Source organism: Xanthomonas arboricola (assembly GCF_003353015.1).
Classification (GTDB): domain Bacteria; phylum Pseudomonadota; class Gammaproteobacteria; order Xanthomonadales; family Xanthomonadaceae; genus Xanthomonas; species Xanthomonas arboricola_E.
This window is the reverse complement of record NZ_QREM01000001.1, coordinates 580,084-592,961: the sequence shown is the minus strand read 5'-3', so window position 1 is coordinate 592,961 and position 12,878 is coordinate 580,084. Positions and strand designations below refer to the sequence as shown.

11 protein-coding genes are annotated in these 12,878 nt (G+C 65.6%); 4 read left to right on the top strand and 7 right to left on the bottom strand.

Going from position 1 to position 12,878, the window contains the following annotated elements; translation table 11 throughout:
* Positions 1-229: 229 nt before the first annotated feature.
* The 5 genes from C0541_RS02645 to C0541_RS02620 form a co-directional block, all read right to left on the bottom strand.
* Positions 230-1,012 (bottom strand): class I SAM-dependent DNA methyltransferase, encoded by a 783-nt coding sequence (locus C0541_RS02645; protein WP_115045549.1) that lies wholly within the window; start codon positions 1,010-1,012, stop codon positions 230-232.
* Positions 1,013-1,043: 31 nt separating this feature from the next.
* A complete protein-coding gene (locus C0541_RS02640; RefSeq protein ID WP_115045548.1) occupies positions 1,044-1,976 on the bottom strand; it encodes a sulfotransferase domain-containing protein in 933 nt (310 codons plus the stop codon).
* Positions 1,977-2,465: 489 nt separating this feature from the next.
* Positions 2,466-3,152, bottom strand: coding sequence for a sulfotransferase family protein (locus tag C0541_RS02630; protein WP_115045547.1), 687 nt, complete (start codon positions 3,150-3,152; stop codon positions 2,466-2,468).
* A gap of 150 nt (positions 3,153-3,302) precedes the next feature.
* On the bottom strand, positions 3,303-3,860 hold the full coding sequence (locus tag C0541_RS02625) for a DUF3228 family protein (RefSeq protein ID WP_115045546.1): 558 nt from the start codon (positions 3,858-3,860) through the stop codon (positions 3,303-3,305).
* Positions 3,861-4,095: 235 nt separating this feature from the next.
* Positions 4,096-4,641, bottom strand: coding sequence for a DUF2058 domain-containing protein (locus tag C0541_RS02620; protein WP_115045545.1), 546 nt, complete (start codon positions 4,639-4,641; stop codon positions 4,096-4,098).
* Between the two features lie 711 nt (positions 4,642-5,352).
* Between C0541_RS02620 and C0541_RS02615 the strand changes: the two genes are divergently transcribed.
* Entirely contained in the window at positions 5,353-6,723 is a 1,371-nt protein-coding gene (locus tag C0541_RS02615) for an alpha-amylase family protein (RefSeq protein ID WP_193725850.1), read from the top strand.
* Between the two features lie 415 nt (positions 6,724-7,138).
* A complete protein-coding gene (locus tag C0541_RS21240) occupies positions 7,139-8,809 on the top strand; it encodes a histidine phosphatase family protein (protein WP_238601240.1) in 1,671 nt (556 codons plus the stop codon).
* Between the two features lie 135 nt (positions 8,810-8,944).
* Here C0541_RS21240 and C0541_RS02600 read toward each other — a convergent pair whose 3' ends face one another.
* Entirely contained in the window at positions 8,945-9,880 is a 936-nt protein-coding gene (locus C0541_RS02600; RefSeq protein WP_115045543.1) for a Gfo/Idh/MocA family protein, read from the bottom strand.
* Between the two features lie 389 nt (positions 9,881-10,269).
* On the opposite strand from C0541_RS02600, the gene C0541_RS02595 reads away from it, so the two are divergent.
* A complete protein-coding gene (locus C0541_RS02595; protein ID WP_115045542.1) occupies positions 10,270-10,668 on the top strand; it encodes a VOC family protein in 399 nt (132 codons plus the stop codon).
* A 141-nt stretch (positions 10,669-10,809) separates the two neighbouring features.
* Here C0541_RS02595 and C0541_RS02590 read toward each other — a convergent pair whose 3' ends face one another.
* Complete coding sequence (locus C0541_RS02590) at positions 10,810-11,787, bottom strand: NAD(P)H-quinone oxidoreductase (protein ID WP_115045541.1); 978 nt, start codon at positions 11,785-11,787, stop codon at positions 10,810-10,812.
* A 241-nt stretch (positions 11,788-12,028) separates the two neighbouring features.
* Between C0541_RS02590 and metF the strand changes: the two genes are divergently transcribed.
* A complete protein-coding gene (gene metF / locus C0541_RS02585; RefSeq protein WP_115045540.1) occupies positions 12,029-12,856 on the top strand; it encodes a methylenetetrahydrofolate reductase [NAD(P)H] in 828 nt (275 codons plus the stop codon).
* Positions 12,857-12,878: the final 22 nt, after the last annotated feature.

Below are 12,878 nucleotides of genomic sequence, written 5' to 3'. Positions count from 1 at the left end.
GCACGTTCGCCCATCCTCGACAGTGTGAATCAACGGGCGCCGCAAGGCGCCCGTTGTGCGTCTAGGCCTTGATCGGCACGACGCGAAGCTGACTCTGCGTCCGCTTCGCGCGACGCGTCGTCCCTTGCGCTGCGATCGGCCGAAAGTAGCGGACCGCGCGGCGACTAAGGCCACCAGCACCGTGACACTTGCTGCAGCCGCCGTTGGTCGATCTTCGCCAACGGCACCGTCAGCCGTGTGAGCTCGCCTCGTCCGCGTCCATCGCAGCAGGCTCATACACAGAAATCTGGCTCCGGCTGCGCGCGGTATAGGGCTGCCCGCTCCAATCACCCCATCTGGCCCGCAAGCGCAAGCCGGCGATCCGTGCCATCAGATCCAGCTCGGAAGGCCACAGATAACGATAGCGATCGTTGAAGACGCGAGTCGCCGACTGCCCGATCATCACGATGCGCTGCTGTATCAGCTGCCGGGCCGGATCGGCGCTGGAGCACATCAGCATCACCGGCACGTCGCCATCGTCCAGGGCTGGCGCCTCCAACGACCTCACCTTGCCGTCCGCCAGCAACGTCTCCGCCTGCGGCACCATCGTCTGCAGGACGAACACGCCGGAGGTTGCCAGGCGTTCACGCACCGCGCGCAGGCAACGCAACTGCTCGTCCTGCGTCAACAGATAGCCGAGCGAACACACCGAATAGATCAGGTCGAACGGCCCGGAGACTGGGACATCGACGAAATCGGCGCAGACCAGGGTCAGTCGCTCGGCACCGGGCTTGGCACGTAGCATGTCCAACATGCCAGGCGAGTTGTCGATGCCGCAGACTGCCGCGCCGCCAGCCGCCAGCGGCAGCGCAATGCGGCCGGTGCCGATCCCCAACTCCAGCGCCGTGCCACTGCCGACCAGTGCCGCCAATGCCTGAGCACACTGCGCTGCACTGGCAGCGGCCCAGTGATCCCTCAGGCGATCGTAGTACTGCGACACCTGATCGTAGGCGTGCGCCGACGATCCATCCATACCGTTCTCCGCGAAAGACTCGCTGGCCACCCTAGGCAACCATCCCGGTCGTCGCATGCGCCGCCGACGCAACATCGCCCGTGGCGAGCCAATGCGCGCACTCGGCGCCAAGCTCGGCGACAACACGCTGCCGATAGGCCACATCGACTGCCGGGGCCAATCGGTCGCGCCACCGCCCATTGAGACCTTGATTGAAGAAGGCCCGACCGCCGTCGCGCCAGAAACCGGTGCCCTGTGGAACGTAGCGCGCCGCATGCGCGCGCATGTAGTCCAGACTGCAGTGCGCCAGCACGCGCTCGCAGCACTGGGCATCCAGCGGGATATCCAAGAATGCGGCAATGCGCCGTACCTGCGCGGGCAGGTCATGCAGCAACGCGGCGTAATGCACCAGCAGCACGTTGTCGTAATCGCGCAGCGCCCACCAGGAACGCACGCCCTCCCAGAACGGCCACAGCGGCGCACCATCGGCGTCCATCCAGGTCTGAAAATAGTCCTCGACCGAGCACGTGGGCGGCGGCATGACTTTCAACTTACCGTTGCTTGACGGCTCCGCATCCAGGCGCGCCTGCGCATCCGCGCTGACTGCCCGCTGGTGGTCGTACAGGCTCCAGACGATGTCGCGCGCATCGCGGCCGACGTAGAGATAGCGGGCGCGTTCGGACAGCACCAGCGCATCGGCAGGCAAATGGGTTTTCACGAAGCGGCGATGGCGTTGCTCGGCGAGCAGGCGCTGCTTGGTCGCCTTGTCCGGATACACCGAGTCGAACCAAGGCGACAGCCGCGAGACCTCGACTTCCTCGGCGCCACTGAAGATCAGTTGCGCGACGATCTGCTGCACCCAGGTCGTTCCTGCCTTGGCATAGCTGGCGATGACGACATCGCCGTCGCGAAAGGCGAAGTCGTTCCAGACTGTCGAGTCGAAAAAGCGATTGGAATATTCGCGCTGTTTGGAGGGCATGCCCACATCGGGGTCCTGTCGGTTGTCATCGCATCGGACTCATCGAACGTGCACGCACCAGCACTTCGCAGCCGCATGATCCGCATGCGCGCCCGGTCCAAATGCCGGGCAATAGGGCGTCACGCGCCGCTGCAAGTCCGCACACTGCACTTGCAGGCCGCCGTTGACCTGCGGCAGCGCGCATCGCCGTCGCCGACGATGCGCGTGCGGGCCATCTGGCCAAGCTGGCCCTGGCAGTGCAGTTACTGCGTATAGATATACGCCACCTTGCGCGGACCAAACATCTTTAGAATTTTCGAAAACACGAGTGACAGCATGGTTTTGGCAATTTTCATCACGCACACCTCTTCTGGAAGTTTCAGAAATGGCGAACTCTGACATTCGCCTTATTCAGGCTAGCAATAGTCATATAGCCAATCAACATTATGGCTGGTACTTTATTTTTAAAATCAAATTACCAGGCATGTGTCGCAGAATAAGACACGCAATGTGCGTTTATCCGAACAGATCTTCGCGCAGGTACTCCAGGTATTCGCGCACATGCCGCTCGCGTGCGGCAACGTCGTCCGGCAGACGCAAGCCGCGCGTAAACCAACGCAGCCGCGGCCGTGCGTGCAAGTGCGGGTAAGGCTTGTGCGGCACCGGTACGCCGAGCAAGCTGCACAGCGGCGCCCAGCCTTGCCGGGACGAGAACACCAGCAGCCGATCAGCTGGCACCGTATCGATCACTGCCTGGTTCCAGCGATTGAAGTAGTCGACCATGAAGGCGCGGTCCTGACTGCGCCCACCCATCTGCTGCTTCAAGAACGTACTGAATGTTTCGCCTTCGGGGCCGACGAAGGTGCTCTTTCTGCCCGGCATCAGGATGGTCTGGGTCACCGACTCGAACCAGCTGTCGGGATCGCGCACTGTCAGGACGACCTTGGCCTGCGGATATACCTCAATCAATTGCCGCCAGTAATAGCAACCAGGGTGGTCGGTACTCGAGCGGTAGCCGGCGAAGATGGCCGACCAGTCTGCAGCACCGCGTTCGGCGGCATTCCACAGCGGCAGTGCCGTACGCATGTTCGCGGCGACCTCCGTGGCGTGATAACAGGGTCCAAATCCCAAATGTTCCAGCGCGAACTTCAGCGACAGCGTCCCGGTTCTGCCTAGGCCAGCACCAAGCACTTGTAACGACATGGCGATTCTCCGATCTATTACACGTAGGGCGGCAACCTAGCACGCAGAGATGGCGTACGTCCCAGCACGGGCAGTCAGGATGGATGCGGCAACTACACACGCCACGCGCAATTTAATTGGCGGACAACAACGCGAACCGGCGCGACACGCTCACCCACGCCAATTGGCATTGCGCTCCCAGAACGCGACGCTACGCCGATAGGCGTCGCGGTCCAGCGGCGTGCCCGAGCCGCCCTCTTCCACGCCCAAGGCATTACGCAACATGGTGATTGGTGCCATCGGAATTTCGTCCGGCTCCGCGGTGTAGAGGCAACCGACCACACCCCAGTCTGCCTCGATGGGCGTGCCTTCCTTGGCCAACTGATCGCAGCTGTAGAGGATGGGCAGCAGATACGCGGCCACCGGTGGCTCGACACCTTCGAACCAACGCACCAGTACGGCCAATTCCTGCGTGCTGCGCGCCTCGTAGCCGGCACGCAGCAGGTGCCGGTTGTCATCGGTGACGGGAATGGTGAGGCAGCGGGTCGAGGTCCAGTTGCGGTGCACATGCAACTGACAAAACGGCGCATAGCCCTCGATCACGCGTAGCGGCGGCTCATCGTTGAGCCGCTGGATAAACTGCTCCGGCGTGCAGTCCTGGATGGCATTGCGACGCCCATCGCGCGGAAACAGGCGGGTGCGGGCGAACTGGGTCAGGACGATCGACATGGGCGGGGGTATGCGGCGACAAAGAGCCCCAGGGTAGCGCGCAGGCGTTCGCACGACCACGTTGATCACCATCAGTCAACCGCGCGGCGATCGGCCTGGCGCGAGTGCCGGGCCTGGTTTCCGGCAGTCATCGAACACGCACCCACAGCATGCAGGTGCGCAGCATGCAGCGGTGTCGCGCCTGCGGTGGCGCTGGATCCGTCCAGCAATCACCCAATGCGGCAGTTTGCCGGCGTTACCAGATCAGATCGTCCGGCACCTTGAACTGGCTGTAGTAGTCGTCATCGCTATCGGGCGCGGCCGGCGCGCTGTTGCGTCCGTGGTCCAGCACCACGGCATCGGCATCGCGGCTGTAAACCTTGTCGGCGGCCGCGCGCGGAATCAGCTCAAAACCATCGCCGTACCGCACGATCACCAGCGCGCCGATGGCGAGCTGGCTGCGCAGCGTCGTGTTCACCAGCACGCTGCGGATCACGCTGCCGTCGTTGAAGCGGTAGTCGATCTCGCCTTCGCGCTTGACCTTGTTGGTCTCCACGATCTGCCGCACCTGCGCGAGCACTTCCTGTCGGCGCACCTGCAGGTTGCGCTCTTCGGCCAGTGCGCGATCGCGCTCGGCACGCTCGGCCTGCAGGCGCGCCGCATCGACCTTGTCCGTCGCCGCCGGCTGCACCGCCGCACCCTTGGCATGGCGCTGTTTGACCTGTTCGCGCGCAACCTTGTCCACCTGGGCTTTCTTGACCAGGCCGGCCTTGAGCAGCTGTTCTTGCAATGGATTGCGCATCGGAAGGCCGGGCAGTGGACTGGCAGCTAGTTTAACGCGGCCAGCGCCGCCCCATCGTCATGGCCGGGCCGAGCCCTTGGTATTGCCTGTGCAGGATCGCGGCCATGCCGCTGCACGTCGCAACCAGTCGCATCTCGGCCTTCTCGCCGCTGCGGTGAGCTGTAGCTGCTCGGCGGGATGCGGATGCAGCGTGCAGCCCGAAATCGGCACCTTGGCGTTGCCGGGCAAGGCAGCGCGGCGTGCAAAGGTGACGTACACGGTGCCAACGGCAAACAGCGCCAAGGAGCGGATCTATGTCACCGGCGACGGTCTAGCCAAATGCGCCGGCCACGTTGCACGCGCCGCATGCTAACGATGCGCTTAGGCTATCGCTAAGCCTTGATTTGGTACGACCGGTGCGGGCGAGATGGCAACGGCCGCGTGGTTCACTGATTTTTTGCGACCAATCACGCCGTTGGCGCCCAACCTCGCGCCCAGTTTGCTGGCCCGCTGCAATGAATACGTATGCACAACAGCGATGCTGCGCCGCGATGCGCGCTTAGCATCACCGCGCGCTGCACGCCGTGCGCGCGCTTTCGGAACAGGGGCCGGAGGCCTTGCTGCGGGCAGCGTGATGCATACGCCGGCCTGCGCCTACCACTGGAGAACCACCCGATGCGCACCACCCTTGCTCACGCTCCACCTTCCTGCCTGCGACGCGGCGTTCGTGCATTGCTCACCGCGCTGGCCTTGCTGCTGGTGACAGCCAACGTCCAGGCCGATGTGATCCTGCATGCCTTCAACTGGCCGTATGCCACCGTGGAAGCACGCGCCAGGCAGATTGCCGATGCCGGGTATCGCAAGGTGCTGGTTGCACCGGCGTACCGCTCCGAAGGCAGCGCCTGGTGGGCGCGCTACCAGCCGCAGGACATCCGCCTGATCGACAATCCGCTCGGCGACACCATCGCCTTCAGGCGCATGGTGCAGGCCTTGGCCAACAACGGCGTGGAAACCTACGCCGACATCGTGTTCAACCACATGGCCAACGAAGCGGCCACCCGCCCGGACCTCAACTATCCCGGCAGCGCCGTGCTCGCGCAGTACGCCGCCAATCCGGGACGATACGATTCGCTGCGGCTGTTCGGCACCGTGCAGTCCAATTTCCTCGGTGCCAGCGATTTCGGTCCGGGCCGGTGCATCGGCAACTACAACGATGCCTTCCAGGTGCGCAATTACCGCATCTGCGGCGGCGGCAGCGACCCGGGCCTGCCGGATCTGGTCGGCAACGACTGGGTGGTGCAACAGCAGCGTGCCTATCTGCAGGCGCTCAAGGGCCTGGGCGTCACCGGCTTCCGTGTGGATGCGGCCAAGCACATGACCTTCGACCACCTCAACCGCGTGTTCGATGCCGGCATCCGCACCGGGGTGTACGTGTTTGGCGAAGTCATCACCGGCGGCGGTGCCGGCAATGGCGATTACGACCAGTTCCTGGCTCCGTACCTGCAATCCACCCCGCATGCGGCCTACGACTTCCCGCTGTTCAACGCGGTACGCAATGCCTTCGCCATCGGCGCGAGCCTGCAGCAGTTGGTGGATCCCGCGTCCACCGGACAGGCCTTGCCAGGCAATCGCGCGGTGACCTTCGCCGTCACCCACGACATCCCCAACAATGCCGGTTTCCGCTACGCCATCCTCGACCCGGTCGACGAGACGCTGGCATACGCGTATCTGATCGGCCGCAACGGTGGCATGCCGATGATCTACACCGACAACAACGAAAGCGGCGACACCCGCTGGGTCAACGCCTACCAGCGCGACGATCTGCGCCGCATGATCGGCTTCCACAACGGCGTGCAGGGCACCGACATGCAGGTGCTGTCGTCCAGCGACTGCCATCTCCTGTTCCGTCGCGGCAGCCTGGGCATCGTCGGCATCAACAAGTGCGGCAGTCCGGTCACCACCACGGTGGGCATGAACAACAGCGTGTTGTACTGGAATGCCGACTACACCGATGCGCTGGGCTCCGGCAACGTGGTCCGCATCACCGGCAGCTCCCACACCTTTACGCTGCCGGCGCGTGGCGCGCGCATGTGGCGTCGCTGAGCGATCGCCACGGGTCGGTGAAGCGGCCGCACGCAGGTGACTATTGACCGGGCAGGCAAGTATTTGCACACCTGTGCAGCACCGCGTCACCAACCTGTGGATACGTGGCCTGCGCCGCAACATGCGCGCGCAGGCCGCGTGCTTTCAGGCATCTGCATGCGGCATGGCGGGCAGTCGCGCCGCGGCTGTTGCCTTTGTATCCAGTGGCCATCAACACAAACTTGGACAGACACTGAACTAAATCAGGAACCATGTCTTTTGATGCAACGAATCCAGCTGTGCCCCGGACCTACGTCGCAGCCCGATGCATGCCGTTGTCGTCTGCATGCAGGCGTGCCGAGCGCGGTGATGGGCGTTGCCAGGGCATCGGACAACGTTCTCGATCGCCAAACAATCGAGCAACCGGAGCAAGCTGATGCCTCTGTACTTCGTCCGCCATGGCGAATCGCTCGCCAACGAGCAGAACTATTTTGCCGGTGCGCAGGATTCGCCGCTGACGCCACTGGGCCGCCGACAGGCCCGGCAGGCAGCCGACTTCGTTCGACAACGCGCGCTGCGCTTCGACCAGGTGCATGTCTCGACACTCGAACGCGCCCGGGCCACGGCGGCGATCATCCTGGAAGGCGTGCCCGATGCACCGCAGGTGCTGTACAGCGATGCATTGAAGGAGCGCGACTTCGGCATCTTCGCAGGCAAGAACAAGACGTTGATCAAGAAGTCGATCGGCCATCGTCTCTTCGATGCCTGTTTCCACGATGCCGGTGGCGCACCGCCCGACGGCGAGCACTGGATGGACATGTACGCGCGCTGCAAGCAGTACTACGACACGGTGCTGGCGCCGCTGGACCGCCAGGGCAAGCAGGTGCTGGTGGTGGCGCACAAGTACATCGTCGAAGTGTTTGCCTTGATCGCTTCGGGCCTGCCGCCCGCCGAGTACATCGACTTCCGCCTGCCCAATTCGCGCCCGTTGTCGTGGGAGGAGCTCAAGCGCATGACCGCGCGCAGTTCCTCGCGTCTGAACTACCTGGGCGAGCAGACCGAAATCCATCTGCTGCAATGGATGCTGATCGCCACCGTGGCCGGCTTTGCGCTGTCGTGCGCGGGCCTCGCACTGCCGCATGGGCTGACCTCCACCGCCATCGTGGCGCTGCTGGCGGTGAATGCGTTCTTCCTGTCGGTCCGTCTCGAAGCGGGTGCGTTGCGCCTGAGCGGAGGACCGGGCAACCTCGCACTGAGCGTGGCCAGCGTGGCGCGCGCCGGGCTGGCCATGGTGCTGCTCACGCAGTTTCACAACGAATGGGTACATGTCCTGGGCTTGCTGCTGATCGTGCCGCCGGCGCTGTCGGTACCGACCTTCTCGCTCGCGCGTGGCGGCGATTACTTCTTTGCGGCGCGCTACACCCTGGTGCTGTCGATCCTGCTGCCGGTAGCGTTGCTGGTGCTGTTCCTGGATCACCACGAGGTGCTGGGCAACGCGCATGCGCTGGAACGCTTCTTCGTGGTGTTGCTGATCGCACTGGCCTTGCCGTCCCTGCTGGCGCAGGGCTGGCGACGCGCGCGCCCGATCGCGGCCGGCAAACTGGCTACCAACTGGGGCTGGCTGGGTTCGCTGACGATGGTGCCGATGGCCTTGCTGGTGGGGCTGCAAGCGGGTGGCCGGCCGCTGGCAGACGCATTGGGGCATGGGGGTTGGCAGGCCTGGGCCGCCTTGCTGCTGCCGTTTGCGCTGCTGCTGGCCTGCCGCCTGGGCAGTGCGGCCTACCTGTTCGTCTACCAGCGTGTGACGGGCAAGGCCATTTCCGCGCCGATCGCCTCGGACATCCACCTGCTGCAGACCTCGCCAAACATCTTCCTGTGGCTGAGCCTGTTGCTGCCTGGCACGTTCGCACATGCGCCCACGCTGGTCGCCGGCACGCTGCTGGGCTTTTTCGCCTTTGCGCTGCTGGACGAGACATGGGTGGTACGGCGCTTCCGTGCGCAGATCGCACCCGCACTGCGCCGGCACGCGGTACGCGCTGCAACGCCGGCCGGGCCGCCGGACGCGGGCAGCGTGGCGCCTGGCGTCGTGGCGCTGGACGGCAGGTAGGACCACCTGCACCAGGCGCATCGCTGGATGCGCCCGGTGCGGTGGCGTTTACTGGCTCATCGAAACTGGTGAGGAGGTTGCGCGCAGCGCGGTTCGATCCGATGCAATGCGCAACGCGGGCGATGCCGCGCCGATCTACCAGGCAAACGGCGCGATGACCTTGCGCGCGCCGAGCATGAACGCATCGGCCACATGCACGAACGGGGTGACGTCCACCTCCGATTCGCCGGCGCGCACCAACTGCACGAAACGGCGGTACAAACCGTCGTACTCGCCGGCCGCCTCCACTGGCTGCGGCTGGCCGTCGATGCTCAGCCTGGCACCGCCCTCGCTGAGCATGAGCAGGCCATCGGTGGTGTCCACTTCGATATCCCAGCGCTGGTGGCCGGTCTGCAGGAAGTCGAATTCTGCCGTCACCGGCACACCTGCGGTATCGACGAAGCCGAGCCTGGCGTACAGCGGCGCCTGACGGTTCTCCGGGGTGTGCAGCTCCGCCTCGCGCAGCGCGAAGGGGCGCGGCAACAGATGCGTGACGATGGATAGCGCATTGATGCCGGGATCGAACACGCCCATGCCGCCCGGCTCCAGGATCCAGTCCTGGCCCGGATGCCAATGGCGAATATCTTCCTTCCAGGTGATGTGCGCGCGCAGGATGCGCTTGTCCGCCAGCCACGCACGGGCCGGCTCCACACCCGCCGCGCAGCGCGAATGCCAGCTGGTGAACAGGCTACGTTGCGCCGTGCGCGCCACCTGGCGCAGGTCGTCGATCTCGGCAAGCGTGGCGGCCGGCGGTTTTTCCAGGAACACATGCAGGCCGGCACTCAGTGCGGCCTGCGCCAGCGCGTGCCGCCCGACCGGCGGCGTGCACAGGGCCACCGCTTCCAGCTCCGGATGCGCGGCAAACGCCTCGTCCAGCGTCTGGTAAGCCGGCACGCCATCGACCGTGCCATGCCGGCTCACCGTGGCGACCAGTTGCACGTCGGCGCGCGCGGCGATGGTGGGCACATGCTGGTCACGGGCGATCTTGCCGATGCCGACAAGGGCAATGCGCAATGCGTCTGGATGCTTCATCGAAACCTTCGGAGCTGATGGTGACGTGGCGGGATCCGTGCGACCGCCCGATTCGGGCGCTGGTACACGGACACCGCGGCAACGACGCGGCAAAACGCACGCGCCGGCGCAGTGTAAGGTCAGGGTGCAGCCCGCTGCGAGACATTGCTCCCGCTTGTTTTGCTATACCTGCACCACCCGCCGGCCGCGCAAGGACGATGCTGGCGGCGTCATTGCCGATGGGCGGCGCACGTTCGCTTGCGGTCCCTGGCCTGCGGCAGCGCATGGCCGGATCGGAAGACGCATAAGACCCTGCGATGCTCGCTGGCCCATCAATTGACGCAAGCACCGGCACAGGCCACGATCGCCGCCGGCCCGCGACCATGCCGCTCCCCCGAAGGATCACACCGATGTTGCATCACGTTTCGCTGGGCGTTGGCACGATCGAGGCATCGGCCGCCTTCTACGACGCCGTGCTCGGCGCGCTCGGCTACGTGCGGGTGTGGTCCGACCTGGAGCCGGGCACGCTCGATCAGGCGATCGGCTACGGCCGCCCCGGCGGCGGAGACAGCCTGGCATTGAAGCAGCGTCAGGCAGCGCAGTGCGCACCAGGCGACGGCTTCCATCTGGCATTCGCCGCATCCGACGCCGCTGCGGTGGAGGCCTTCCATCTGGCCGCGCTGCAGCACGGCGGCAGCTGCAACGGTGCCCCCGGCCTGCGGCCGGATTATGGCGACGATTACTACGCCGCGTTCGTCATCGATCCCGATGGGCACCGTCTCGAAGCGGTGGTCGACACGACTGCCTGACCTGCCGTGCAGCGACGCCGGCTGCGGACAGGGCGGCCTGGCGACGCGGTGCGATACGCCATCCGGCAACATCATGCCGCGACCGGCGTCGCCCCTGCCCGCCACGCCTGCGCATGCCGGGCAGGCAGGCAACGACTGCACTCACATCTCCAGCACGACCTTGCCCAGGTGGCTGCCCTGCTCCAGGTAGCGATGCGCCGCAGCGGCCTCGCTGAGCGGGAAGCGCTTGTCGAGCAGCACGCGCAGCTTGCCCTGTGCGATCCACGGCCACACCACGCGCTCCACTTCCGCAGCCAGGCGCGCCTTCTCCTCGGCACTGCGCGGGCGCAGCGTCGAGCCGGTGAGGATGGCCTGCTTGCGCATCAGCAACGGAATCGGCACCTCGATGGTCGAGCCGGCCTGCGAGGCGATGTAGACGATGCGTCCGCGCGGATTGAGCGCTTCCAGGGTGTCGGCAAAGACTGCAGCGCCCACCATGTCCAGCGACACATCCACCCCGCCGTGCGCCTTGGCCACGGCGACAAACGACTCGGTGGTGGAGTCGATCGCCACATCGGCGCCCAGCTCGCGTGCCTGCGCCGCCTTGCCCGCCGAACGCGCGGTGGCCAGCACATGCGCGCCGGCCGCCTTGGCCATCTGGATCGCAGTCACCCCGATCCCGGAGGTGGCGCCGTGCAGCAGCAGCCATTCCCCGGCCGCAAGCCGACCATGTTCGAACAGGTTGGTGTACGCGGTGAACAGGGTTTCCGGCAGCGCCGCCGCATGCGCCAGATCCATGCCCGGCGGTACCGGCAGCACATGCCGCGCGTCCACCGCGGCGTACTGTGCGTAACCGCCACCGCCCAGCAAGGCGCACACCCGATCGCCGACCTTCCAGCGGGCGGCCGGCTCCACGATCTCGCCGGCGATTTCCAGCCCGAGCGTCTGTGGCGCGCCGGGCGGCGGCGGATAGTGGCCGGCACGCTGCAGCAGATCGGGACGATTGATGCCGGCCGCATGCACGCGGATCAGCACCTGCCCTGGCGCGGGGCGCGGGCGCGGCTGCTCGCTGGCGTACAGCGCATCCGCATCGCCCTTGCCATCGCGGATCGCGATGGCGGTCATCGTGGTATCGCTCATGCCGGCACTCCGTGGAAGATGCGGCCAGTGTAGAGGCCCCTGCGTCAACGCATGGCGCAAGCCGGGCCGCCACATGGCGTCGCCGCACGCACTCGACCGACCCGCACAAGCAACCACGCGATGGCCGGCCTCCGGCACCGAACCGCTGCCGCAACGGCCGAATGCAGGACGCCCGCAACCAAATATGCATTCATCGCGATGGAGCGATATTATGCGTGCACGATCCGCCGGACCCGCCGCGATGACGCCTCTCAGTTTCGAGTTCTACCCGCCCAAGACCGACGACCAGCGCGCACAGCTGGACCGCACGGCGGCCAGGTTGAAGGGCTACGCGCCGGAATACGTCTCGTGCACCTTCGGCGCCGGCGGCTCCACGCTCAGCTACACCTCCGAGACGGTGCGCCACCTCAAGCAGAAGCACGGTTTCGAGGCCGCCCCGCACCTGTCCTGCGTCGGCGGCAGCCGCCAGGAGATCCGCGAGCTGCTCAAGCTGTACCGCGCGATCGGCTGTACCCGCATCGTCGCGCTGCGCGGCGACCTGCCCTCGGGCATGGGCCATCCGGGCGACCTGCGCTATGCCTCGGACCTGATCGCCTTCATCCGCGCCGAGCACGGCAATGCGTTCCGGATCGAGGTCGGTGCGTATCCGGAAACCCATCCGCAGGCGACCGACGCACTGAGCGACCTGCGTTACTTCAAGGCCAAGGTGGAGGCCGGCGCCGATGCCGCGATCACCCAGTACTTCTACAACGCCGATGCGTATTTCCATTTCCGCGACACCGTGCAGCGCATGGGCGTGGAGATCCCGATCATCCCCGGCATCATGCCGATCTCCAATTTCTCGCAGCTGCGGCGTTTCTCCGAGCAATGCGGCGCGGAAATTCCGCGCTGGATCGGCAAGAAGATGCAGTCCTACGGCGACGATGCCGATGCGGTGCGCGCCTTCGGTGCGGACGTGGTGGCCACCGTGTGCGAGCGTCTGATCGCCGGTGGCGCGCCTGCACTGCACTTCTACACGCTCAACCTGGCCAAGCCGACCACACAGGTGCTGCAGCTGCTCGGGCGCTGAGCCACGCCAGCGAGGCCCTGGC

Excerpts from the sequence above, each read along its gene's own strand:
- C0541_RS02645 (WP_115045549.1), bottom strand. The coding sequence starts at position 1,012 with ATGGATGGATCGTCGGCGCACGCCTACGATCAGGTGTCGCAGTACTAC.
- C0541_RS02630 (WP_115045547.1), bottom strand. The coding sequence starts at position 3,152 with ATGTCGTTACAAGTGCTTGGTGCTGGCCTAGGCAGAACCGGGACGCTG.
- C0541_RS02625 (WP_115045546.1), bottom strand. The coding sequence starts at position 3,860 with ATGTCGATCGTCCTGACCCAGTTCGCCCGCACCCGCCTGTTTCCGCGC.
- C0541_RS02620 (WP_115045545.1), bottom strand. The coding sequence starts at position 4,641 with ATGCGCAATCCATTGCAAGAACAGCTGCTCAAGGCCGGCCTGGTCAAG.
- C0541_RS21240 (WP_238601240.1), top strand. The coding sequence starts at position 7,139 with ATGCCTCTGTACTTCGTCCGCCATGGCGAATCGCTCGCCAACGAGCAG.
- C0541_RS02600 (WP_115045543.1), bottom strand. The coding sequence starts at position 9,880 with ATGAAGCATCCAGACGCATTGCGCATTGCCCTTGTCGGCATCGGCAAG.
- C0541_RS02595 (WP_115045542.1), top strand. The coding sequence starts at position 10,270 with ATGTTGCATCACGTTTCGCTGGGCGTTGGCACGATCGAGGCATCGGCC.
- C0541_RS02590 (WP_115045541.1), bottom strand. The coding sequence starts at position 11,787 with ATGAGCGATACCACGATGACCGCCATCGCGATCCGCGATGGCAAGGGC.
- metF (WP_115045540.1), top strand. The coding sequence starts at position 12,029 with ATGACGCCTCTCAGTTTCGAGTTCTACCCGCCCAAGACCGACGACCAG.